Annotated in this window: 22 protein-coding genes; 11 read left to right on the top strand and 11 right to left on the bottom strand. The window is 69.6% G+C overall.

Features of this window, described 5'->3' with window-relative positions; genetic code table 11:
• Positions 1-20 precede the first annotated feature (20 nt).
• From ACZ6ZD_RS18925 to ACZ6ZD_RS18915, 3 genes are read left to right on the top strand one after another with little or no spacing between them, the layout of a single operon-like run.
• Positions 21-326, top strand: coding sequence for a hypothetical protein (locus ACZ6ZD_RS18925; protein WP_465673751.1), 306 nt, complete (start codon positions 21-23; stop codon positions 324-326).
• Positions 319-1,065: a zeta toxin family protein gene (locus ACZ6ZD_RS18920; protein ID WP_465673749.1), complete on the top strand. Its 747-nt coding sequence runs from the start codon at positions 319-321 to the stop codon at positions 1,063-1,065. Before ACZ6ZD_RS18925 ends, ACZ6ZD_RS18920 begins: the two co-directional genes overlap by 8 nt.
• Positions 1,062-1,367 (top strand): hypothetical protein, encoded by a 306-nt coding sequence (locus ACZ6ZD_RS18915; RefSeq protein WP_465673747.1) that lies wholly within the window; start codon positions 1,062-1,064, stop codon positions 1,365-1,367. Before ACZ6ZD_RS18920 ends, ACZ6ZD_RS18915 begins: the two co-directional genes overlap by 4 nt.
• Positions 1,368-1,499: 132 nt before the next feature.
• Here ACZ6ZD_RS18915 and ACZ6ZD_RS18910 read toward each other — a convergent pair whose 3' ends face one another.
• Positions 1,500-2,984: a peptide MFS transporter gene (locus tag ACZ6ZD_RS18910; protein ID WP_465673745.1), complete on the bottom strand. Its 1,485-nt coding sequence runs from the start codon at positions 2,982-2,984 to the stop codon at positions 1,500-1,502.
• 87 nt (positions 2,985-3,071) lie between these two features.
• On the opposite strand from ACZ6ZD_RS18910, the gene ACZ6ZD_RS18905 reads away from it, so the two are divergent.
• The 4 genes from ACZ6ZD_RS18905 (at position 3,072) to hisD (ending at position 7,712) form a co-directional block, all read left to right on the top strand.
• Positions 3,072-4,064 carry a hypothetical protein gene (locus tag ACZ6ZD_RS18905; protein WP_465673743.1) on the top strand — a complete coding sequence of 331 codons (993 nt, stop codon included), beginning with the start codon at positions 3,072-3,074 and terminating at the stop codon, positions 4,062-4,064.
• An 84-nt stretch (positions 4,065-4,148) separates the two neighbouring features.
• Complete coding sequence (locus ACZ6ZD_RS18900) at positions 4,149-4,940, top strand: IclR family transcriptional regulator (protein WP_171670696.1); 792 nt, start codon at positions 4,149-4,151, stop codon at positions 4,938-4,940.
• 138 nt (positions 4,941-5,078) lie between these two features.
• A complete protein-coding gene (locus ACZ6ZD_RS18895) occupies positions 5,079-6,356 on the top strand; it encodes a chymotrypsin family serine protease (RefSeq protein ID WP_465673741.1) in 1,278 nt (425 codons plus the stop codon).
• Between the two features lie 93 nt (positions 6,357-6,449).
• A complete protein-coding gene (gene hisD, locus ACZ6ZD_RS18890; RefSeq protein WP_465673739.1) occupies positions 6,450-7,712 on the top strand; it encodes a histidinol dehydrogenase in 1,263 nt (420 codons plus the stop codon).
• A gap of 9 nt (positions 7,713-7,721) precedes the next feature.
• Here hisD and ACZ6ZD_RS18885 read toward each other — a convergent pair whose 3' ends face one another.
• The 8 genes from ACZ6ZD_RS18885 to ACZ6ZD_RS18850 form a co-directional block, all read right to left on the bottom strand.
• On the bottom strand, positions 7,722-8,678 hold the full coding sequence (locus ACZ6ZD_RS18885) for a dihydrodipicolinate synthase family protein (protein ID WP_465673737.1): 957 nt from the start codon (positions 8,676-8,678) through the stop codon (positions 7,722-7,724).
• A 1-nt stretch (position 8,679) separates the two neighbouring features.
• Positions 8,680-9,426 (bottom strand): amidohydrolase family protein, encoded by a 747-nt coding sequence (locus ACZ6ZD_RS18880; protein ID WP_465673736.1) that lies wholly within the window; start codon positions 9,424-9,426, stop codon positions 8,680-8,682.
• Entirely contained in the window at positions 9,426-10,298 is an 873-nt protein-coding gene (locus tag ACZ6ZD_RS18875; RefSeq protein WP_465673735.1) for an amidohydrolase family protein, read from the bottom strand. The genes ACZ6ZD_RS18880 and ACZ6ZD_RS18875 overlap by 1 nt, the downstream gene beginning before the upstream one ends.
• Positions 10,295-11,392: a mandelate racemase/muconate lactonizing enzyme family protein gene (locus ACZ6ZD_RS18870; RefSeq protein WP_465673733.1), complete on the bottom strand. Its 1,098-nt coding sequence runs from the start codon at positions 11,390-11,392 to the stop codon at positions 10,295-10,297. Before ACZ6ZD_RS18870 ends, ACZ6ZD_RS18875 begins: the two co-directional genes overlap by 4 nt.
• Positions 11,389-12,147 (bottom strand): amidohydrolase family protein, encoded by a 759-nt coding sequence (locus tag ACZ6ZD_RS18865; protein WP_465673731.1) that lies wholly within the window; start codon positions 12,145-12,147, stop codon positions 11,389-11,391. The genes ACZ6ZD_RS18870 and ACZ6ZD_RS18865 overlap by 4 nt, the downstream gene beginning before the upstream one ends.
• On the bottom strand, positions 12,144-12,872 hold the full coding sequence (locus ACZ6ZD_RS18860; RefSeq protein WP_465673729.1) for a creatininase family protein: 729 nt from the start codon (positions 12,870-12,872) through the stop codon (positions 12,144-12,146). The genes ACZ6ZD_RS18865 and ACZ6ZD_RS18860 overlap by 4 nt, the downstream gene beginning before the upstream one ends.
• The gene (locus ACZ6ZD_RS18855; RefSeq protein WP_465673727.1) at positions 12,869-13,822 is read right to left on the bottom strand and encodes a Gfo/Idh/MocA family protein; all 954 of its coding nucleotides are present in this window, start codon (positions 13,820-13,822) and stop codon (positions 12,869-12,871) included. The genes ACZ6ZD_RS18860 and ACZ6ZD_RS18855 overlap by 4 nt, the downstream gene beginning before the upstream one ends.
• 94 nt (positions 13,823-13,916) lie before the next feature.
• Entirely contained in the window at positions 13,917-14,441 is a 525-nt protein-coding gene (locus ACZ6ZD_RS18850) for a GNAT family N-acetyltransferase (protein ID WP_465673725.1), read from the bottom strand.
• A gap of 50 nt (positions 14,442-14,491) precedes the next feature.
• Here ACZ6ZD_RS18850 and ACZ6ZD_RS18845 point away from each other — a divergent pair, with 50 nt between their 5' ends.
• The 3 genes from ACZ6ZD_RS18845 (at position 14,492) to sfnG (ending at position 16,984) form a co-directional block, all read left to right on the top strand.
• Positions 14,492-14,593, top strand: coding sequence for a putative leader peptide (locus ACZ6ZD_RS18845; protein ID WP_465673723.1), 102 nt, complete (start codon positions 14,492-14,494; stop codon positions 14,591-14,593).
• Positions 14,594-14,654: 61 nt separating this feature from the next.
• Positions 14,655-15,872, top strand: coding sequence for an acyl-CoA dehydrogenase family protein (locus ACZ6ZD_RS18840; protein ID WP_465673721.1), 1,218 nt, complete (start codon positions 14,655-14,657; stop codon positions 15,870-15,872).
• Entirely contained in the window at positions 15,872-16,984 is a 1,113-nt protein-coding gene (sfnG, locus tag ACZ6ZD_RS18835; protein WP_465673719.1) for a dimethylsulfone monooxygenase SfnG, read from the top strand. The genes ACZ6ZD_RS18840 and sfnG overlap by 1 nt, the downstream gene beginning before the upstream one ends.
• Before the next feature lie 99 nt (positions 16,985-17,083).
• Here the strand turns inward: sfnG and ACZ6ZD_RS18830 are convergent, their stop codons facing one another.
• Together ACZ6ZD_RS18830 and aceE are read right to left on the bottom strand one after the other, a co-directional pair.
• Positions 17,084-18,286: a hypothetical protein gene (locus ACZ6ZD_RS18830; protein WP_465673717.1), complete on the bottom strand. Its 1,203-nt coding sequence runs from the start codon at positions 18,284-18,286 to the stop codon at positions 17,084-17,086.
• Between the two features lie 175 nt (positions 18,287-18,461).
• Positions 18,462-21,230, bottom strand: a complete 2,769-nt coding sequence (gene aceE / locus ACZ6ZD_RS18825) for a pyruvate dehydrogenase (acetyl-transferring), homodimeric type (RefSeq protein ID WP_465673715.1) — start codon at positions 21,228-21,230, stop codon at positions 18,462-18,464.
• A gap of 254 nt (positions 21,231-21,484) precedes the next feature.
• On the opposite strand from aceE, the gene ACZ6ZD_RS18820 reads away from it, so the two are divergent.
• A complete protein-coding gene (locus ACZ6ZD_RS18820) occupies positions 21,485-21,925 on the top strand; it encodes a DUF3052 family protein (protein ID WP_171670674.1) in 441 nt (146 codons plus the stop codon).
• The last annotated feature ends 1 nt before the right edge of the window (position 21,926 follow it).

The raw sequence follows: 21,926 nt of genomic DNA, 5'->3' as shown, positions 1-21,926 counted from the left end.
ACACCGGCAAGAGTTGTCACATGACCGACAACGATTCGATCCTCGGCGCAGTCCACCCCCACGAGTGGGACGACGAGCAGGCGATCAGCTTCGAAGTCGCCCAGGACACCATCAGCCTCTTCATCGCCTACTGCACCGACCGCTACTGGACCGAACGCCGCAAACCAACCCCCGACCACTCGACCGTCGAGCACTGGCAGGAAGAACGCCAGGCGGCAGTCAAAGCCAGTCAGGCTCTGCATGCGGACGATGCCGCGGCCATCCGCGCGACGATGCAGACCTACGGCGCGCGCGTCCGCGAGATCAACGGCCGCGCCGATGCCTGAGGTCGATCTGCAACGCTACCGCCTCGGCGCCGAGCAGCATCAGGAGATCTTCGCGACCGAGATTGTGCCGGATCGCCTCGAGCCGGTGGCGCCGCAGGAGCATCCGGTCGTGGCGTTCGTCGGCGGCCAGCCGGGCGCCAGCGAGACCGCGACAACCGATCTGATCGCGCACACGATGGGCCTCCGCGGGCAGATCGCTCATATCTGCGGTGACTTCTACAAGCCCTACCATCCGGACTACTTCCGGCTGCAACAGGCGGACGAGCGGACGGCGGGCGCGTACACCCGGGTGGACACCCGGCTCTGGCACGCGGCGGCCGAGCAGTGGGCCCGCGAGCGCCGCTGCCACACCGTCGTCGAGACCGCGCTCGCCGACCCCGACGAGTTCCGCGGCGTCGCGTCGAGCTTCCGCACGGCGGGTTTCCGGGTCGAGGTCGCCGCTCTCGCCGTCCCCGAGGCGCTCAGCCGGTTGGGCATCGTCGCGCGTTACCTCGACCAGCTCGCGGCCAACGGGCGCGGGCGGTTCGTAGCCCAGTCGAACCACGACACCTGCTACCAAGGCATTCCGCGGACGATCGCCGCCGTCCAGTCCGGCGCGTTGGCGGACGACGTCTTCGTCTTCCGTCGTGGCGCCGCGGTCGTCGCTGCCGCCCACCGCGACCCGGGCGGCAGCTGGAGTGGCTCACCCCAGCTCGCCGCCGCCGTCGTCGCCGAGCTGAGCCGGGGGGTTGGGGGATGACGGAGGGTGGGGACGAGTCGGTGTTGGGGCAGTTGGGGCCGCATGGGTTGTCTGATGAGGAGGCGATGAACTTGTCGCTGGCCAGGGATGCGATCAGCTTCTTCTTGGGGGAGTGCAGTGCGCGGTTGGGGCGTGAGCGGGTGAAGGCGTCGCCTGATCTGGAGGTGATGGCGCATTGGGAGGAGGAGCAGCTGAAGGCTGCCGAGGCTCGGCGGTTCTTGCGGATCGACGATCCGCATGGGGTCCGGGCTGTTCTCGACTACTACAACCGGCGGTTGCGCGAGCTCACGCAGCTGGGGTGAGTTGGCGGCGGCGGTGGTAGGCCCAGCGGGGGACGCCGCTCCATCCGCGGGACGAGCCTGGACGGGGTGTGGGTCAAGGGGTTCGGCGGTGGTCGTAGGGGAGTTCTGCCGGGGGTGAAAGGGTGGCGCGGGTCAGGCCGGGTTGGTGGGGTTGTCGGTGGCGGTGTGGCGGCGGATCCACGGGGAGAGGGTGTAGAGGACGAGGGCGAAGACGATCGTGACGATGGCCAGGCCGCCGAAGTAGGCGGTGTCGGAGGCGCCTTCGGTGGCTTGGACGAGTTGGGCGGTGATCGCTTGACCGGCGGCGGGAGCGAGGAACCAGAGCGCCATCATCTGGCTGAGGAAGGCGCGGGGCGCGAGCACCGTGGTGGCGGCGAGGCCGACGGGGGAGAGGAAGAGCTCACCGAGGGTCTGGATGACGTAGACGAGGACGAGCCACAGCGGCGAGGCGAGCTGGTCGCCGACGACCTGGGAGGCCAGGGCCATCACGGCGAAGGAGATCCCGGCGAGCAGCAGGCCGGTGGCGAACTTCTGGCCGATCCCCGGACCGCGGTCGCCGAGTTTGATCCAGATCACCGCGAACACCGGCGCCAGGATGATGATCGAGAACGGGTTCACCGACTGGAAGAACTCCGGCGAGAGGGTGGCGCCGAAGAGATTGAGGTCGGTGCGGTCGGCGGCGAACGACGTCAGCGTGGTCGCGGCCTGCTCGAAGACCATGAAGAACAGCATCGCCGCGATGAACAGCGGGATGTAGGCGCGGACGCGCTGCCGCTCGGCCGGCGTCACCAGCGGGCTGCGGAGCAGCATCGTGAAGTAGGCGATCGGGGCCAGGAAGCACAGGTACGAGATCGCGTCGACGACCGGTTTCGGGCCGATCCCGCCGGACAGCCAGGCCGAGAGCCCGAAGACGGCGCCGAGCAGCACCAGGACGGCGACGCTGACCTTGATCATCCCCGGCCGGTCCGCGGCGGTCAGCGGGTTCGGCGGGGTGTCGCCGCGGCCGTGCAGCGTCCGGCGGCCGAGCAGGTAGGCGACCAGCGCGAGCGACATACCGACCGCGGCGGCCGCGAACGCGACATGGAAACCGAACTCGCGGCGCAGGAACCCGACCACGAACGGCGCCGAGAACGAGCCGATGTTGATCCCCATGTAGAAGATCGAGAACGCCGAGTCCCGGCGCTTGTCACCTTGTTCGTACAGCGTGCCGACCATCGTGGACACGTTCGGCTTGAGCAGTCCGGTGCCCAGGGCAACCAGCGCGATCCCGAGGTACGCCGGGCCGGTGGCCGGCAACGCCAGGCACAGATGACCCGCGACGATCACGACGCCGCCGTACAGCACCGTCCGCCGGGCGCCGAAGACGCGGTCGGCGAACCAGCCGCCGAGGACCGAGAGCAGGTAGACCGAGGCGCCGTAGATCGACACCACCGCCTGCCCGAGCGACTCGCCCAGCCCGAGGCCGTGCGCCTGGTCGGTCAGGTACAGCAGCAGGATCGCCCGCATCCCGTAGTAGCTGAACCGCTCCCACAACTCGGTGGTGAACAGCGTCATCAACCCACGCGGATGCCCGAAGAACGTCTTCTCCGGCTTCTCGGCCGACTGCAATCCCGACACGGTCAACTACTCCCTGCTCAACTGGTTGAGAAACGCATCGACCGTAACCTGTCCCCCGACCGCCACGCCAACCGAGGTGTCCCGCCCATGCCTGTTCGCCGTCACCTGCTCACCCTCGCCACCGCCCTCCTGCTGACCGCCTCCGCGCTGACCGCCACCGCGACCGAAGCCGCCGTCCCCGTCCATCGCGGCGGCTCGAACTTCACCTGGTTCCGGCTCGACGGCTGCGACCGTGAGCCGTACTCCACGATCGACGCCTTCGACCGCTCGGCGCCCGAGATCCGCGCCGCGCTCAAGACCCTGTACGACGGCGGCCAGCGCCGGCTCCGGATCGGCATCTTCCACCGCCGCGGGAATCCGCCCGGCGGCACCACGATGGACTCGACCGGCGGCGACCTCTCACCCCGGCACCGCGCCAACCTGGCCGGCTACCTGGCCGCGATCAAGCAGGCCGGCTTCGCGGAGGTCGCGGTCGCGTTCCACCCGATCGGCGAGAACGACCCGCACACCTGGGACGCCTTCAGCCCCAGCCACTACGCCGAGAACCGCGACCTGATCGCGAACCTGCGCCCGCTGATCGCCGCGGCCGGTCTGCCCTACACGATCGACCTGCTCAACGAAGGGCTGCCGATGACGACGCAGCCGGTCCTGCAGGACTACTCGACCCGGCTGTGGGCCGACTACACCGCGCGGTTCGGCAAGAGCGACACGGTCGGCTTCTCGATGACGGTCTGGATCGCCAACCGGGTGGAGACGATGGCCGAGGTGTACGGCGGCAACCTGCCGAACGTGTTCGACGTCCATCTGTACGGCGACGACGACGGCAACGGGGACGAGTACGAGCAGTTCGTCGCGGCGCACCGGGCGATGGCCGAGCGCGGTTACCACCAAGGGTGGATCATCGGAGAGGTGCACTACGCCGACGCCGCCGCGGCCGGGAAGATCCGGCGCGCGATGACCGAAACCGGACGCACGGTGTTCTACCTGACCCAGTGGCCGTGGACCCGCCAGAAGCGGTGCCGGGACGTCGATGTGGCGCCGCCGGCCGACTTTCGCGACTACGCGGAGCAAGGGTTCTGAACCGCCGAAGGGTTCGTCATTCGAGATTGATCTCTTCGATTCGGGATAGACTCCAGCAAGTTTCTGCCGGAGTCGGGAGTCGAGATGGTCAGCAGTGAACCGGCCGGCGAGCGGTCGCCGTCCCCGGCGGTGGCGCGGGCGCTGACGGTCCTGGAGACCCTGGTCGAGTCCGACGAGGAGCTCACGCTGACCGCGCTGGCGAAGAAGGCGAAGATCCCGCTGGCGACCTGCGCGTCGATCGTCTACACCCTCGAGCAGCGTGATTACGCGAGCCGCCGGGTGGTCGGGCGCAGTCACTTCTGGCGGCCGACGCTGCGGTTGTACGGCCTGGCGACGCAGCTGATCCGTAAGGTCGACCTGTCCTCGGTGGCGAACCGCGAGATGCGGCAGGTCGCCGACCGGCTGGGCATGCCGGTGCATCTCGGCGTGCTGACCGGTACGAGCATCGTGTACGTCGCGAAGGCGGCGATGCCCGGGTTCGTCCAGTTCGACACCTATCCGGGCAAGGTCTCGCATTTCAACCTGACCGCGCTGGGCAAAGCGATCGCCGCGTTCCTGCCCGAGGAGGAGCTGGTACCGCTGCTCGGGCATCTCGAGCAGGGCTACGGGCCGAAGGCCAAGCCGGTCGACGAGGCGAGTTTCCGGGCCGAGCTGGCGAAGGTCCACAAGCAGGGCTACGCCGTCGAGGACCAGGAGGAGCAGGCCGATATTGCCTGTGTCGCCGCGCCTTTCTTCGCCGCGGGCGAGCAGGTCGCCGGCGCCGTCGGGGTGACGTCGTTCTCCCGGGATCTGAACCGCGACAAGCGCAAACAGGCCCAGGAGGCGCTGGTCCAGCTGGCCGCCACGATCTCGGAGCGGCTCGGCACCATCGCCTGATCGGGCGCTTGTCCCGATCGAGGCAAAACCGCAGCAGACCAGTATTCACCCCTGTCCATCGTTGTCTTCCGGTCGTGGGCCGCACTAGCGTGACAACCGCCTTTTGTTGTCCGCCCCCATCGGAAGGTCTGTTTCGTCATGCGAAAATTCGTCGTACTAGCGGCCGCCGCGACGGCCGCCGCCACCGTCGGAGCCGGCTTCTCGGCTCCCGCCATCGCCCAACCCACCCCGTCCTCCCCGCCGCCGTCCGTCTCGGGTCACGACAACCCCGGGCCGGAGTTCTGGGAGAAGCAGGCGAAGGTCGTCGACGTCGCCGACGCCATCACTGCCGCGCATCGCAAGCTCCCGGGTGATTCCGGGTACGCCGGTCTGGTCGTCGACGCGGCCACCAGCAGCATCAAGCTCTACTGGCAGGGCCAGGTCCCGGCCGCCGTCACCAAGGCCGGGCTGAACAGCTCCGGCGTCACGATCACCGCCGTCCCGACCGCGAAGTACTCCTTCCAGCAGTTGCTGAAGGCCACCGATCGGGTGATCGCGCAACGTAAGTCGATCGACGGCGCCGAGGTCGTCTCGTCCGGTCCGCTCAACGACGGTTCCGGACTGCGGATCGGCGTCAAGGGCGGTCAGGCCAAGGCCGCTGCCAAGTCCGCGATCTCGGCCGCGGCCGGCGGGATCGCCGTCACCGTCGTCGGCGAGAACCCGCAGACGTCGGTCGCGACCAGCGAGCCGTCCGGCTTCGGGACGCAGAGCCGCTGGAACCAGCAGGCCTTCGGCGGCGCGCGCTGGCGCAACGACGGCGGCGGCGGTTGTTCCGAGGGTTTCTCGCTCGGTTGGGAGGGCGACTCGGCGATGGCCACCGCCGCACACTGCTCCGGGCTCGGCGGCGGCGCCCGCAACCCGGAGAACGGCGGCCAGTACGGCTGGATCAGCAACCGGTACACGAACCGCGACATCGAGGCGATCCGGCCGCTGAACGCCAATGACAAGGGCTTCTTCCAGGCCTCGATGTGGTGGGGTAACACCGGCGGCCAGGAGCTCTGGCCGGTCCGCGGCCTGACCGGCAACCACCCGGGCATGGTCACCTGCAGCTCGGGCGCCTACTCCGGTTCGATCTGCGGACTGCGGATCGTCTCCAACGGGACGACGCACTGCTACCCCGAGTTCTGCCCGACCGGCATGGTCGACGTCCGCACCGACAACGGCGGCCCGGTCTGGGGTCCCGGTGACAGCGGCGGCCCGATCTCGATCCCGATCGGCAGCGACGTCCGCGCCGGCGGCATCATCTCCGGCAGTGACAAGTCCGGCTTCCCGACGTACTGCGTCGGTGAGCAGAACCGCTCGTGTGCCAGCTACGGCTGGTACTCGCCGCTGGACCAGTGGACCGGCGAGACCGGGTTCGTGCTCCGGACCCGATAGTGGTCTAGACCAATGGGTGGCCGGCTGTTCCCGGCCGGCCACCCGCCTCGTATCGTCGCCGGGAGCAACCGCGACGATCCGAGGAGAGCGACGATGGCCGAACACCTGAAGACCGGCTGGCCGCAGCGGGTCACGCGTCAGCAGGACGTGATCGACACCGTCAGCCGGATCCTGTCCGAGGTCGAGCAGGAGGGCGAGGCCGCGATCCGGCGCTGGTCGGCGCGGCTCGACGGCTGGGATCCCGAGACGTTCGTCGTCCCGGCCGAGCAGATCAAGGCCGCCGCCGCGACCGTGGACGCCGAGCTGGCCGCGCAGCTGGAGTTCGCGCGGGCCCAGGTCGAGCGGTTCGCCCGGGCCCAGCGCGCGACGCTGACGGACCTCGAGGTCGAGACGCTGCCCGGCGTCGTCCTCGGGCACAAGCACCTTCCAGTGGCCAAGGTTGGCTCGTACTCACCCGGCGGCCGCTACCCGCTGATCGCGTCGTCGATCATGACCGTCACCGTGCCGAAGGTCGCGGGCGTCGACACGGTCGTGGCGGTCGCGCCGCCTCGCGACGGCGCCGGTATCTACGGCCCGCAGCTCTACACGATGGACCTGGCCGGCGCCGACGCGATCGTCTGCCTGGGCGGCGTCCAGGCCTTCGCCGCGCTCGCCTTCGGCGTCGAGGACGTGCCGCCGGTCGACCTCGTGGTCGGCGCCGGGAACGCGTACGTCGCCGAGGCCAAGCGGCAGCTGTTCGGGACGGTCGGCATCGATCTGCTCGCCGGTCCGACCGAGGTCGCCGTCATCGCCGACGAGACCGCGGACCCGCGGTTGGTCGCGGCCGATCTACTGGGTCAGGCCGAGCACGGCCCGAACAGCCCAGCCCTCCTGGTCACCACCGATCGCGATTTCGGGACGGCGGTGATCGCCGAGGTCGAGCGCTGGCTCGCAACCGACTGGCCGACGGCCGAGGTCGCGGGCGCCGCCTGGAAGGAGCACGGCACCGTTGTCGTCTGCGAATCCCGCGAAGAGGCCGCCGAGATCTCGGACGCGTACGCGCCCGAGCACCTCGAGGTCCAGACCGCGGACGACGACTGGTACGCCGCGAACCTGCGCAACTACGGCTCGCTGTTCATCGGCCCGGAGGCCACGGTCGCCTTCTCCGACAAGTCCATCGGCACCAACCACGTCCTCCCCACCGGCCGCGCCGCGCGCTACACGGGCGGCCTGTGGGTCGGGAAGTTCCTCAAGACCGTGACCTACCAGCGGCTAACCCCAGCTGGCGCACGCGTAGTCGCGCCCTCGACCGCGGCCATCGCCGACGCGGAGCTGATGTCCGGCCACGCGCTGACGGCTCGGCTTCGGCTGGAATGACGCCGCTCTTCAACCCAGCGGCGGCAGGAACTCCGCGAACTCCGCGAGCACCCGGTCGACCATCCGGACCTCCTCGGCGTCCAGGTGGTGGGCCGGCTCGCGGCAGTAGGCGCTGGCGAACAGGCCGCGCTTGACCGAGATCAGCTTCTCCGCGGCGATGATCCGCTCGGTGTCGAGCATCCAATAGGAGATGTAGGGCAACAATCGCCGGTGCAGCTCGTCACCGCCGGCCTCGTCGCCGGTGGCGAACCGGCGCCAGATCTCCACGTAGATCTCGGTCAGCGAGCAGCCCGGCTGGGTGCCGACCGCGCCGCGCCGGATCGCGTCGGGCAGCTGGACGCCGGCGTACCCCTCGACGGCCGGCAGGGACGGCGTGCCGGCGGCCAGGTCGGCGATCAGCGGACCGGGCGGGCTCGACTCGACCTTGACCAGCCGCAGGTTCGGGTGGTCGGCGGCGATCGAGCGCAGCAACTCGGCGTCCAGGCTGGTGCCGGTCTCGCTCGGCGCGTACTGCAGCACCATCGGCACCGGGTCGATCGCGGTCAGCACCGTCCGGACGTGATCGGCCAGCGCGCGCCGCGACGGCGCGAGGAAGTGCGGCGGCAGCAGGTTGATCAGGTCTGCGCCGGCCGCGACCGACTCCATCGCGCGCTGCGCGGCGAGCCGGGTGGCGTGGTCCTGGACGGCGATCACCGCGGCGACGTCCGGGCGCTCGCGGGTGTACGACAACAGGATCTCGGTCAGCGCGCTGCGTTCGTCCTCGGCGAGTTTGTGGAACTCCGACGCGAAGCCGGGGAACATCACGCTGCTCACGCCGGTGCCGAGGACGTAGCGGATCACGCGGTGGAACCCGGCGTGGTCGACCTCGCCGTCGGCGGTGAACGGGACTTCGAGTACGGGGGAGACCCCGCGCACCAGCAGCGCCGCGTCGGTGGGCCGGTCGGACCCGATCTCGGTGGTGGCCATGTCATCTCTCCTGAGGATGGGCGAGGAGGCGGGCGAGGTTGCCGCCGAACACCGCGGCCTTGCGGCCGGGGTCGAGCGGCCAGTCACGGATCCGGTCCACTTCGGCGAGGGGCACCGTGTACGGCGCGTCGGTCGCGAAGACCAGCCGCTCGGCGCCGATGCCTGGTTCGGCCTGGAACCCGGTGAGCACCGTGTCCCAGGGCGCGTACGACGTGTCGCCGTACAGGTTCGGCGCGTGCAGCAGCGCGGGCACGGCGTCGATCCAGAAGTCGGTCGCGCCGCTCTTGCCCATCACGACGGGCAGCTCCGGACGCCGGCGGGCCAGCGTCGCGAGCGGGAGCGGCAGCGCGGTCGGCGGCGTCCCGGTCCGTACGTAGACGAACCAGCCGGCGCCGGCGGCGAAGTCGAGCAGCGGATCGAGCAGGCCGTCGAGCAGGTCGAAACCCTGCAGGGTCGAGTCGACGGCGAGCGCGACCGCCCCGGCGTCCTTCGCCCGTTCCAGCTCGTCGATCGCGTCCTTGCCGCGCCACGGGTTGGCCACGGCGTACGCGAGCAGCCGGCCGCCGGACGCCGCGGCGGCCGCCGTCGTCAGCTCGTTACCTTCGCGATTGTCGTACGCCGTACAGCGCTCACCCGGCGCGACCACGGCCTGATCGATGCCCAGGGCATCCATCGTCGCGATCAGTTCGGCCGTCGTCAGCTCGACCTCGCGGCCGGCGCCGATCCGGCAGTGTGCGTCGATGATCATCAGGGCGCCTTCAATCCGAGCGCGCCGAGAGCGTCGGCGTTGATGATGTTCTCGATCACCTCGTCCGGTACCCGCGGCAGCTTGGTGCCCTGGAGCATGTCGTTGACGGTGTCCAGCCCGGTGATCGCCTCGGCGGTGTTCGCGATCGGGAAGTCCGAGCCGAGCAGCAGCTTGTCGGCCGCGCCCCACTCGACCGCGTTGATCAGCGATTGGTAGAGCACCCACGGCCGCAGGTAGATCGACGAGACGTCGGCGTACACGTGCGGGTGTTTGCGGATCGTCACGACGGTCTCGCGGCTCCACGGGTGCCCCATGTGGGCCATCACGATCCGCAGCTCGGGGAACCGCAGCGCGATCTCGTCGGTGACGAGCGGATAGGTGTAGCGCAGCGGGGCCTCGCGGATCGGCGAGGCGCCGGAGTGGAACAGGATCGGCAGGCCGTGCTGCTGGCAGTAGGCGTAGAAGGCCAGCGCGGGCTCGCCGAGCGGATCGAAGTTCTGGTAGTTCGGGCCGAGTTTGACCCCGACCAGGCCGAGGTCGCGGCAGCGGTCGGCCTCCTCGAGGGCGCCGGGCCTGGTCGGGTTCACCGACATGAACCCGATCCGTTTGGCCGGGTTGTCCTGGACGAACTCGGCCGTCGCGTCGTTACAGCGCTCCGGCGGGTACGGGACGCCGGTCGCCGCGAGCGGGTCGTCGACCGCGATGTTGAACACGATCGACACATCGGCCGCGGACATCGCCTCGTCGTAGTCGGCCCACGAGTTGGTGGTCACGACCGGCCGGTCGTTCCGCCAGTTGGTGTACACCTGCCGCTCGTCGTCCGGCACCGCGTCGCGGTGGGTCGGGGTGTGCGCATGGACATCGACGATCATCGGAACTCCCGCAACAAGTCGGCTCGCAAGGTCACTCCCAGGCCGGGTTCGCCGCTCAGCCGGACCAGCCGGCCGTCGCTGTCGACCGGTTTCGCCAGCACGTCTTCGGTGTAGTAGTGGGCGCCGATGATGTCGCTCGGGTACGGCGACAACCGGGGCAGGGCGGCCGCGACGTGCAGCTGGGCGGCGGCGCCGATGCCCAGCTCGCCGTTCGACCCGATCAGGACGTCGAGCCCGTGCGCGGCCGCGACCTCGCCCATCCGGACGGCGCGGCCCGGGCCGGCGCTCTTGCCGACGTAGAGGCTGACGACATCGGCGGCGTCCGCGCTGATCACGTCGACCAGATCGTGCAGGCCGAACACGGACTCGTCCGCGATCACCGGCAGACCGAGGCGGCGCAGCTCGCGCAGGCCGTGCAGATCGCGGGGCTCCAGCGGCTGCTCGACGAAGTCGACCTGCAACGCGGCCAGCTCGGGGATCGCGCGGGTGGCGTCCGCGCGGGACCAGCCGCCGTTCGCGTCGGTGCCGAGGAACGCGTCACCGACGAGTTGGCGGGCGCGGCGGACCCGGCGCAGGTCGTCGTCCAGGCCGAGTCCGACCTTGACCTTGAAGGCGCCGAACCCGGCGGCGGTCGCGGCGCGATGCGCGCGCTCCAGGTCTTCGCCGTCGCCGGAGAGTGAGAGTTTGATCGGGATCTCGGTCCGGTACGGCCCGCCGAGGGCGACCGCCAGCGGGACGCCGAGGGTGCGGGCGAACGCATCCCACAACGCGATCGAGACTCCGGCCTTGGTGAACGGGTTGCCCGCCAGCACCTTGTCCATCAGGTCGTCGGCCGCGCCGACCGGGGTCAGCGAGCTGCCGATCAGCGCGGGGGCGATGACCGTCCGGATGAAGTGGTCGGCCGTCGTCCCGTCCTCGCCGGACCACAGCGGGGTCGCGCTGACCTCGCCGTACCCCTCGATGCCGTCGCTGGTGATGACGCGGACGAGCAGGAAGTCGGAGCGGTCGTGCGCGCCGCGGGCGCCGCGGACGAGCAGCTCGGGGTCGGCGTCCAGACTCACCGGTGCGGTCTGGATGGCGGCGATCGTCGTCATGCCCGGTCCAGCAAACGGCGTGGGTTGTCGATCAGCATCGCGCGGCGCTGGGCTGCGGTGATACCCCAGCCGTCGATCTCCTTGACCCGGGCGACGGCGTAGTCCTGGCTGGCTTGTTCGGACAGGCCGGCGTCGGTGCCGAAGATGACCTTGTGCAGTGGCGCCTCGGCGAGGATGCGGCGGGCGGCGTACGGCGGTGTGCCGCAGAGGCACAGGTACAGGTTCTCGGTCTCCTGCGTCATCGCCAGTGACTCGCGCCAGAGGTCGTGCAGGCCGCCGTGCCCGAGGACGACCGGCAGCTTCGGGTGCCGGCGGGCGAGCGCCGCGATCTGGCTGGCGGTCGAGTACGGCGGGGTGCCGTCGTGGACGAGCAGGATGCCGCCGGCCGCGGTCATCACCTCGCAGATCGGGTCCAGCGCGCGCTCGTGCATGCTGAAGCCCTGCAGCCACGGGTGCAGTTTCAGGCCGCGCAGGCCGAGCTCGCCGACCATCCGCTCGGCCTCCTGGACGGCGTTCTTGCGGCGGACGGCGACGGTGCCGTACCCGATCAGCCGGTCCGGGTACTTGTGCACGAATTCGGCGAGCTGATCATTGGACTCCGGCGTCGGATCGAACAGGCCGTCATGGCTGAGCACGACCGCCCGCTCGAGGCCGGCGCCGTCCATGAACTCGACGAATTCGTCGGCGCCGAAGGCCGCGCCGCCGAGCCAGGTCGCGGTCTCCCAGGCCGGAGTGTGGGTATGGAAGTCGATCACAAGGCCTCCGCGAGTTTGATGAGCCGGTCGCCGAGCGCCGCGGCGAGCTGGTCGAACCAGACCCGCCCGGTGGCTGCGTCGGCGTGCTCCGGATGGTCGGTGTAGCCGTCGATGCGGTGCCAGCTCTCGGCGCTGTGCACGGTGACGTCGTCCACTGCTGCGACGGTCGGGGTCTCCGGCCTCGGCTGTCGCTCGGCGACGAACTTCTCGTCCTGGGCGAGCATCAGCGCCGTCTCGAAAACACCTGCGTGCCCAGGGACTGGGGCATCGGTCTTGTGGGCCAGCCGCCAATAGTCGACGTGAGCGACCTGGACGGCGTACCGGTTGCTCGCCGCTGCTGCGGCAGCCTGGCAGACGCCGACGTTGCCGCCGTGACCGTTGACGAGCACGAGTCGTCGGCCGCCGCAGGCGTGCAACGACCGGGCCAGGTCGAGCAGGATGCCGAGCAGCGTCTCGGGGCTCAGCGACAGCGTGCCCCCGAAGGGGAGGTGATGGTCGGAGGCCCCGAATGGGAGCGGCGGGGCGAGGACGATCGGGCGGGCCGCCTGCTCGTGGGCGATCGCCGCGGCCCGTTCGGTGACGGCCTGCGCGATCATCCAGTCCGTCCCGGTGGCCAGATGCGGTCCGTGCTGCTCGGTGGCGCCGATCGGCAGGACGACGATTGCCTCCGGCAACGTTTCGGTCAGAGTGGCGCGGTTGCTGTGGTGCCAGTGGAGCAAGGTCATCCGGCCCTCCCGGCGAGGAGTTGAGCAGTGGTCAGCGCGGCGATGCCGTCGTCCAGGGACGGCTCGGCGGGCGCGCCGATGGACAGGGCGACGAAGCGGTTGAGCTGACGCTCGAAACAACGCGTCGTCCGGTCGCCGGGGAAGCGGACGACGCGTTCGCCCTCCGCTGTGGCCAGCCGCAGGTCGAAGGTGAAGCCGTCCAGGACGGCCAGACCGCGGTCGCCCAGCACGGTCAGCTCACAGCGGGGGAGCGAGCTGGTCAGCCAGCCGAACTCGACCAGCGCCTGGTGCCCGCCGGGGTAGCTCAGGCGTCCGCCGACCAGGTTCGGCGCGGGCAGGCCCGGCCGGGTCCGGACCGACCAGGCGTCGTCCAGGCCGGTGGGCGGGCCGCCGAGCAGGTGAGTCAGCCAGTCGAAGAGGTGCGCGCCCTCGTGGACGACCGGCATCCCGTGTTCGAGGGTCGCGGTGATCCGGGCGGTGTGTTCGGCGTCGTCCGGACGAAACTGCTCGTCGTAGATGTGCGCGCGGACCAGCACCGGCGAGCCGAGCGTCCCGTCCGCGATCCACGCGGTCAGCTGCGTGATCGCCGGATCGTGCCGGTACGTCAGCCCGACCTGCACCCGCGCCCGCTCCGCCGCGCTGAGCTGCTCGTAGATCTTCGCCGCCTCGATCGAGGTCGCCACCGGCTTCTCGGCCAGCACGAACAACCCCTGCCGCGCGAACTCGACCGTCAGCTCCGGCGTCACCCATGGCGGCGTGGCCAGCACCACCCCATCCACAGCCCCGACGTCGACAACCTCCCCAACCGGCACCCCAAGCCCCGCCACCGCCGCACGCCGGCCCGGCTCCGGGTCCACCAGCTGCACCAACTCCACCCCCGGATGCGCCGCCAACGCCGGCAGATGCGCCGCCCGGGCAATATCCCCCAGCCCCGCCAGTGCGATCCGCATCGTCACCTATCCTTCGAAATATCGTAGATGCTTTCTGTTTCCCGAAGTTTAAGCGATCTCCCGCCGTCCCGGCAACGGGGCCCGGGGCGTTTCGTCAGAGCGAGATCCAGTACCGCCGCGTCATCCCGAGCCAGGTCTGCCGCACGTCCGCCAGGACGCCGCCGTTGCGCTCGATCGTCCGGGCCGACGCCGGGTTGTCGTCGTCGCAGGTCACGAGCACTTTCGCGAGCCCCTGCTCGCGCGCGTGGATCAGGACCTCGCCGAGTGCCCAGCCGGCCAGTCCGCGGCCGCGCGCCGACGGGCGAACGCCGTACCCGATGTGCCCGCCGCCGTCCAGGAGCTTGTCGGTCAGCCGGTGCCGCAGCGTGATCGCGCCGAGGTACTGGTCGCCCTCGACGATCCACCAGTACGTGGCCGGCACGGATCCGGGCGGCAGGGGAGTGTCGTCGTCGCTGCGCTCTCGCAGGTGGCCTACCCAGGCGGCGAACCCCTCCGGCGTGTCGACGTCGTGCTCGTCCTCGTGGAAACCGGAACCGGCCTGGGTGCCCGAGCCCCATTCGGCGCGGGATTCCAGCCAGGACTTTCGCAGTTCGGCGTTCGGTGCGATCAGTGTTGGCATGGATCGAGCGTAGGTCCAGGGGGTGAGACGGGACAGCGACTTGTTGACGAATGTCTAGTTCGTCGGTCGACAATGGGGTCATGACTCGCGAGTTGATCCTGGTGCAGCGGCGCCATATCGACCTGCTGCGCGTCGCCTCCCAGGCGTGTTGATTCCAGCGGTCGGCCCCAACCCCACCCTTTCGGAATCCCCTGGGAACAAGGAGAAACACGTATGTCCACGTCAGAGCTTCGCCCTGCGCTGTCCGATGTCACGCCGAGTACGCCGCAGGAGTGGGTCCAGCGGGCCGCTGAGGTCGCGGCGGTGCTCGCGGTCGACGCCGCGGAACGCGACCGGGCCGGCGCCACGCCGTACGAGGAGGTCCGGCTGCTGAAGGAGTCCGGGCTCGTCACGCTGCTCGGGCCGAAGGAACACGGCGGTGGCGGTCAGGACTGGCCGACCGCCTATCAGGTGATCCGCACGGTCGCGGCCGCCGACGGCTCGATCGGGCAGCTGCTCGGCTACCACCTGCTGTGGTTCTGGGCCGCGCGGCTGGTCGGGACCAAGGAGCAGATCGCGGCCGTTGAGGAGCAGGCGACCGCGAACAAGTGGTTCTTCGGCGGCGCGGTGAACCCGCGGGACGCCGATGTCGTCGTCACCGACGAGGGCGACACGCTCAGCTTCAACGGCCGCAAGAGCTTCTCGACCGGGAGCAAGGTCTCCGACGTGACCGTGCTCGAAGGCACCCTCGACGACAGCGGGACGCACGTCTTCGTGATCGTCCCGTCGGATATCGACGGCCTGACCTTCCACGACGACTGGGACAACATCGGCCAGCGGCTGACCGAGAGCGGGAGCGTCAGCCTCAACCAGATCCGCGTCGGCTGGGACCAGGCGGCCGGCTTCGTCGGCAAGACCTTCCAGCCGCGGGTCTACAACACGCTCAACGTCCCGACCATCCAGCTGGTGTTCGTGAACTTCTACCTCGGCATCGCCCGCGGCGCGCTGGAGACCGCGGTCACCTACACCCGCGAGAAGAGCCGCTCCTGGCTGCACGGCGGCCATTCCCAGGCCGTCGACGAACCGTACGTGATCGACGCGTACGGCGACCTCCAGTCGAAGCTGTGGGCCGTCGAGGCGCTGGCCGACGCGGTCGCGCTGGAGGCCCAGGTCATCCACGACAACGCCTGGGAGGTCACCGAGCAGCAGCGCGGTGAACACGAGGTCCGCGTGGCCGCGGTGAAGGCCCGGGCGACCGACGTCGCACTCGAGGTGACGAGCCGGATCTTCGAGGTGACCGGCGCCCGGTCGACGGCGAGTATCGAGGCGCTCGACCGGTTCTGGCGCAACGTCCGGACGCACACCCTGCACGACCCGGTCGCCTACAAACGCCGCGAGGTCGGCCGCAACCTGCTCGTCGGCGAGCTGCCCGAGCCGACCTGGTACTCCTGATGTCGACCGAGCGCGTCACGGACGCGATCAAGTTCGCCTACTGGGTGCCGAACGTCAGCGGCGGCCTCGTCACCAGTGACATCGAGCAGCGCACGAGCTGGGACTACGAGTACAACAAGCGCCTCGCGCAGACGGCCGAGCGGGTCGGGTTCGAGTACGCGCTGAGTCAGGTCCGGTACACGGCGAGCTACGGCGCCGAGTTCCAGCACGAGTCGACCAGCTTCAGCTTGGCGTTGCTGTTGGCAACCGAACGGCTGAAGGTGATCGCCGCCGTCCATCCGGGGTTGTGGCAGCCCGGCGTCCTGGCCAAGTTCGGCGCGACCGCGGACCATTTATCCGGCGGGCGGTTCGCGGTGAACGTCGTCAGCGGCTGGTTCAAGGGTGAGTTCACCGCGCTGGGCGAGCCGTGGCTGGAGCACGACGAGCGGTACCGGCGATCGGCGGAATTCCTGCAGGTACTGCGGAAACTGTGGACGGAGGACGCCGTCGAGTTCGCGGGCGACTTCTACCGGATCCGCGACTTCACGCTGAAACCGAAGCCGGGCGTCGTCCCCGAGCTGTTCCAGGGCGGCAACTCGACCGCCGCGCGGGACAACGCGGGCCGGCACTCGGACTGGTACTTCTCCAACGGCAAGGACTTCGACGGCGTCACCGAGCAGCTGCTCGACGTCCGGCGCAGCGCGCGGGACGCCGGCGGGCGCGAAGTGAAGTTCGGGCTGAACGCCTTCGTCATCGCGCGCGACACCGAACGGGAGGCGCGGGACACGCTCCGCGAGATCGTTGCCAAGGCCAACAAACCGGCCGTCGAAGGGTTCCGGGACGCCGTCACCCAGGCCGGTCGCTCGGCGCCGGACGGTAAGGGCATGTGGGCGGACTCGTCGTTCGAGGATCTCGTCCAGTACAACGACGGCTTCCGCTCCCAGCTGATCGGGACGCCGGAGCAGATCGCCGAACGGATCGTCGCCTACCGCCGGCGCGGAGTCGACCTGATCCTCGGCGGCTTCCTGCACTTCCAGGAGGAGATCGAGTACTTCGGCGCTCGCGTGCTCCCGCTGGTCCGTGAGCTGGAGGCCGCCGAACGCACCGCCGAGCTGGAGCTCGCCGCGGTGTAGACCGGCCGCGGAGCGCCCACTGTCGCCAGCGCTCCGCGGCCCGAAAATTCTCTCTGGTTGCGGGCCCGCCTTCCGGTGCACGGGAAGGCGGGCCTGCGGTTACGGCTTGACCGGGGCGCCCTTGGCGTCGGCGGCGGTGCTGCTGAAGCGGAAGTTGCCTTCGAAGCGGGTGAAACCCGGGCCGGAGGGGACGGCCAGCGGGCCCCAGCCGGTGGACCGGAAGCGGTTGTTGACCGCGCTCACGTTCCCGTACGACGCCTTGCCGGTCTTCTCGACGTACAGGTTGTAGCCACCGCCCTCGATGTAGTTGCCCTCGATGTGGACGTTGTGGATCGGCAACCAGGTCGGCTGGACGAACAGGCCGCCCGTCTCGTTACCGCTGGAGCAGTCCAGCCGGTTGTTGACGAACTTCACCGTGCGCCCGGGCGCGTCCCGGAAGTCGCGGATGGTGGCTGCCTCGTTGTGCGACTCACCGTGCGAGCGCAGTCCGTAGACGTAGTTCTGCTCGGCCAGTGCGGAGTGCGTCGTCCCGGTCTCGAAGAAGCAGATGCCGGAGCCCATCCCGTGCATCAGGTTGCGCTGCAGGGTGCCGACGCCGAGGAAGGCGCAGGACCCGGCGATCTTGGCCGCCGGCAGTTGCGAGGCGTCGATCTCGGAGTCGCGGATGACGACCTGGCCGTCCTTGGTCGCGCTGCAGTTCGCGGCGCAGACGGTCGTGGTGACGAGGAACGCGTTGTGGTAGCCGGTCGACTTCGGCTTGATACAGGACTTGTCGACGGTGATCCGCCCGTTGCTCAGATCCAGCGGCTGCTCGATCCGGACCTTGGACAGCACGCTCCCGGCGGCCGGTTTGGCGCTCCCGGTGTACAGCGGGAGGGAGGCGCAGCTCAGCCCGTGCGGCGCGAGCCCGACGTTCTTCGTGGTCAGCTGCCAACCCAGCAGCCCGACCGGTTTCGTCGTCGGCGGCACGGTCGGCTTCGTGGTCGGCGGCGGCGTGGGCTTGGTGGTCGGCGTGGCCGTCGGCTTCGGGGTCGGCGTGACCGTGGGCGGCTTCGTCGGCGTCGGCCGGACGGCCTCGTAGCGGCACGTCACGGTCTGCCCGGCGACCGGGTTCTCGACCTTGGGACAGACGAGCCGCAGCCGCGGCTTCGGGGTGGCCACCGCTTGCGCGGTCTGGCCGGTCTGGGCGCTCTGCGGCGCCGTTTGCTTGGACGCGGCGTTCGAGTTGAGAACCACCGCGGTGACTCCTGCGCCGGCGATCAGGGCGGCGATCAGCGGGAGGAGAACGAACTTCCTGGACAATCGAATGGCTCCGGTTCGAGGACGATAGTGCTTTTGACTCCCCGTATCCCCGTGCGTCCCGGAACCTAGCAGTGCCTGCCCGCGCAGTCATCTGGCTTCGATCCTGATCGAAGGGCAGGACAAACCACAGCGGCCCGCAGCACGAGGCTGCGGGCCGCTGGCAGGACGTCGGCGATCAGGCGCCGGCGCCCTCCTGCTTCACACCGGCGACCGCGGTCGGGTCGTCGATCCGGTACTTGCGGGCCGCCTCGGCGGCGACCTCCGGCTTCACGTCACCGCGCTTGGCGAGGATCTGCAGCGCCGCGACCACGACCGACTCGGCGTCCACCTGGAAGTGCCGCCGCGCGGCCGCCCGGGTGTCGGCCAGGCCCCAGCCGTCGGTGCCGAGCGAGGTGTAGTCGTTCGGGACCCAGCGCGAGATCTGGTCCTGCACCGCGCGCATGAAGTCGCTGACCGCGACGACCGGGCCCTTGGTGTCCTTGAGCTGCTCGGTGATGAACGGCACCTGCTCCGGCTCGTCGGGGTGCAGCAGGTTGTGCTCCTCGGCCGCGACGGCGTCGCGCCGCAGCTCGTTCCACGACGTCACCGACCAGATGTCGGCGGCCACCGAGTACTCCTCGGCGAGGATCTGCTGCGCCTTGCGGATCCACGGCAGCGCGACACCCGAACCGAGCAGCTGGACGCGCGGCACGTCGTCACCCGAGGCCGTCTGGTACTCCTCGAAGCGGTACATCCCCTTGAGCAGGGCCGCGACGTCGAGGTTCTCCGGCTCGGCCGGCTGCGCGACCGGCTCGTTGTAGACGGTGAGGTAGTAGAAGACGTCCTCGCCGTACGGCTTGTCCTTGTCCAGCCCGTAGCCGTACATCCGGCGCAGGCCGTCCTTGACGATGTACGCGACCTCGTAGGCGAACGCGGGGTCGTAGTGCACGGCCGCCGGGTTCGACGAGGCGAGCAGCGGCGAGTGACCGTCCGCGTGCTGCAGGCCCTCACCGGTCAGCGTCGTCCGGCCCGCGGTGGCGCCGATCACGAAACCGCGGCCGAGCTGGTCGCCGAGCGCCCAGAGCGAGTCGCCGGTGCGCTGGAAACCGAACATCGAGTAGAAGATGTAGAACGGGATCATCGGCTCGCCGTGCGTCGCGTACGACGTCCCGGCCGCGATCATCGAGCCCATCGCGCCGGCCTCGCTGATGCCCTCGTGCAGCAGCTGGCCCTGCGGCGACTCCTTGTAGGAGAGCAGCAGGTTGCGGTCGACGGCCTCGTACTGCTGCCCGTGCGGCGAGTAGATCTTGGCCGTCGGGAACATCGAGTCCATCCCGAAGGTGCGGTACTCGTCGGGCGCGATCGGGACGATCCGGTTGCCGATCTCCGGGTCCTTCATCAGGTCCCGGAAGAGGCGGACGAGCGCCATCGTGGTCGCCACCGGCTGGTGGTTGCCCTTGCTGAGCGGCTTGTAGACGTCGTCGCCCGGGAGCTTCAGCGTCTTCGGCTTGACCCGGCGCTCGGGCAGGAACCCGCCGAGCTGGGAGCGCCGCTCCATCATGTACTGGTACTCCGGCGAGTCCTTGCCGGGGTGGAAGTACGGCGGGTTGTAGGCGTCCTCGAGGTCCTTGTCCTCGATCGGCAGGTAGAGCCGGTCGCGGAAGGTCTTCAGGTCGTCCGAGGTGAGCTTCTTCATCTGGTGGGTCGCGTTTCGGCCCTCCAGCGCCTCGATCGTCCAGCCCTTGACGGTCTGGGCGAGGATGACGGTCGGCTGGCCGACGTGCTCGGTCGCGCTCTTGAACGCGGCGTACACCTTGCGGTAGTCGTGCCCGCCGCGGGGCAGTTTGCGCAGGTCGTCGTCCGACAGGTTCTTGACCATCTGCGTGAGCCGCTGGTCGCCGCCGAAGAAGTTGTTCCGGATGTAGTCGCCCGACTCCACCGAGTAGGTCTGGAACTGGCCGTCCGGCGTGGTGTTCATCTTGTTCACCAGGGCGCCGTCGTGGTCCTGCGCGAGCAGCGCGTCCCACTCGCGGCCCCAGACGACCTTGATGACGTTCCAGCCGGCGCCGCGGAAGTAGGCCTCCAGCTCCTGGATGACCTTGCCGTTGCCGCGGACCGGGCCGTCCAGCTGCTGCAGGTTGCAGTTGATCACGAAGGTGAGGTTGTCGAGCTCCTCGCGGGCCGCCAGGCCGATCGCGCCGAGCGACTCCGGCTCACCCATCTCGCCGTCCCCGAGGAACGTCCAGACGTGCTGCTGGCTGGTGTCCTTGATCCCGCGGTGGTGCAGGTAGCGGTTGAAGCGCGCCTGGTAGATCGAGTCCAGCGCGGCGAGCCCCATCGAGACCGTCGGGTACTCCCAGAAGTCCGGCATCAGGCGCGGGTGCGGGTACGACGACAGGCCCTGGTGCGGGCCGCGGGAGACCTCCTGGCGGAACCCGTCCAGCTGGTCGGCGGTCAGCCGGCCCTCGAGGAACGCGCGGGCGTACATACCGGGGGAGGCGTGCCCCTGGATGAAGATCTGGTCACCGCCGCCGGGGTGGTCCTTACCGCGGAAGAAGTGGTTGAAACCCACCTCGTACAGGCTCGCGGCGGACTGGTAGGTGGCGATGTGACCGCCGACCTCGAGCCCCTTGCGGTTGGCCTTGCTCACCATCACCGCGGCGTTCCAGCGGATGAAGGCCCGGATCCGGCGCTCGATGTGCTCGTCGCCGGGGAACCACGGCTCGCGCTCGGGCGGGATCGAGTTGATGTAGTCGGTGCTCCGCAGCGCGGGGACGCCGACCTGTCGCTCCCGGGCTCGCTCGATCAGCTTGAGCATCAGGTAGCGCGCTCGCGCCTTGCCGCGTTCGTCCAGCACGGCGTCGAGCGACTCGACCCACTCGCGTGTCTCGTCGGGGTCGATGTCGGGGAGCTGGGTGGGCATCCCCTCGGTGATGATGGCTGGTGGTTCGTGTCCGGAAGCCACGGTGTCCTGCCGTTCTCTCTGGTTGTCTTCACCGCAATCCTGTCACCTGTTCGGAATGCGTTCTACTTCGGTCCTCCCCGAGGCGTGAATACGGTTGCCGGAGCGTGAACTGAGCGGACACGGACGGTACCCACCACGCGGATACCGGACACGTCACGGATACCTCGTGCATACTTGCGCGACGCGGTACGTCACGATGGACTACTGCTACTGACGTCTACCCCCGGGCAATCGGGGACCACGGAGGAGGACCTGTGAGCGCGACCGCGGACCACGCGGACGGCAAGGAGCAGCCGAACATGGCCGCCCGGCTCGGCCTGGAGGCCGGCTGGATCGTCCAGGAGATCGGCTACGACGACGACTGCGACGACGATCTGCGCGACGCGATCCGGGAGGTGACCGGCGAGGAGTTCGTCGACGAGGACACCGACGAGGTGGTCGACGTCGTCCTGCTCTGGTTCCGCGAGGAGGACGGCGACCTGGTCGACGCCTTCTTCGAGATCCTCACCGACCTCAAGGCCGGTGGCGTCGTCTGGCTGATGACTCCCAAGGTCGGCCGGGACGGGTACGTCGAGGGCAGCGAGATCGCCGAGGCCGCTCCGACCGCCGGGCTGTCCACGACGAGCACGCTGAGCGTCACCGACGACTGGTCGGCCACCAAGCTGGTGGTGCCGAAGTCCGGCCGCCGGGGCTGAG

The sequence above is a fragment of the Kribbella sp. NPDC104218 genome (genome assembly GCF_055584105.1).
This window is presented reverse-complemented; position numbering and strand designations above follow the sequence as displayed.

Excerpts from the sequence above, each read along its gene's own strand:
- ACZ6ZD_RS18915 (WP_465673747.1), top strand. The coding sequence starts at position 1,062 with ATGACGGAGGGTGGGGACGAGTCGGTGTTGGGGCAGTTGGGGCCGCAT.
- hisD (WP_465673739.1), top strand. The coding sequence starts at position 6,450 with ATGGCCGAACACCTGAAGACCGGCTGGCCGCAGCGGGTCACGCGTCAG.
- ACZ6ZD_RS18870 (WP_465673733.1), bottom strand. The coding sequence starts at position 11,392 with ATGACGACGATCGCCGCCATCCAGACCGCACCGGTGAGTCTGGACGCC.
- ACZ6ZD_RS18885 (WP_465673737.1), bottom strand. The coding sequence starts at position 8,678 with ATGGCCACCACCGAGATCGGGTCCGACCGGCCCACCGACGCGGCGCTG.
- ACZ6ZD_RS18850 (WP_465673725.1), bottom strand. The coding sequence starts at position 14,441 with ATGCCAACACTGATCGCACCGAACGCCGAACTGCGAAAGTCCTGGCTG.
- ACZ6ZD_RS18855 (WP_465673727.1), bottom strand. The coding sequence starts at position 13,822 with ATGCGGATCGCACTGGCGGGGCTGGGGGATATTGCCCGGGCGGCGCAT.
- ACZ6ZD_RS18840 (WP_465673721.1), top strand. The coding sequence starts at position 14,655 with ATGTCCACGTCAGAGCTTCGCCCTGCGCTGTCCGATGTCACGCCGAGT.
- ACZ6ZD_RS18880 (WP_465673736.1), bottom strand. The coding sequence starts at position 9,426 with ATGATCATCGACGCACACTGCCGGATCGGCGCCGGCCGCGAGGTCGAG.
- sfnG (WP_465673719.1), top strand. The coding sequence starts at position 15,872 with ATGTCGACCGAGCGCGTCACGGACGCGATCAAGTTCGCCTACTGGGTG.
- ACZ6ZD_RS18905 (WP_465673743.1), top strand. The coding sequence starts at position 3,072 with ATGCCTGTTCGCCGTCACCTGCTCACCCTCGCCACCGCCCTCCTGCTG.
- ACZ6ZD_RS18925 (WP_465673751.1), top strand. The coding sequence starts at position 21 with ATGACCGACAACGATTCGATCCTCGGCGCAGTCCACCCCCACGAGTGG.
- ACZ6ZD_RS18860 (WP_465673729.1), bottom strand. The coding sequence starts at position 12,872 with ATGACCTTGCTCCACTGGCACCACAGCAACCGCGCCACTCTGACCGAA.
- ACZ6ZD_RS18895 (WP_465673741.1), top strand. The coding sequence starts at position 5,079 with ATGCGAAAATTCGTCGTACTAGCGGCCGCCGCGACGGCCGCCGCCACC.
- ACZ6ZD_RS18900 (WP_171670696.1), top strand. The coding sequence starts at position 4,149 with ATGGTCAGCAGTGAACCGGCCGGCGAGCGGTCGCCGTCCCCGGCGGTG.
- ACZ6ZD_RS18845 (WP_465673723.1), top strand. The coding sequence starts at position 14,492 with ATGTCTAGTTCGTCGGTCGACAATGGGGTCATGACTCGCGAGTTGATC.
- ACZ6ZD_RS18875 (WP_465673735.1), bottom strand. The coding sequence starts at position 10,298 with ATGATCGTCGATGTCCATGCGCACACCCCGACCCACCGCGACGCGGTG.
- ACZ6ZD_RS18920 (WP_465673749.1), top strand. The coding sequence starts at position 319 with ATGCCTGAGGTCGATCTGCAACGCTACCGCCTCGGCGCCGAGCAGCAT.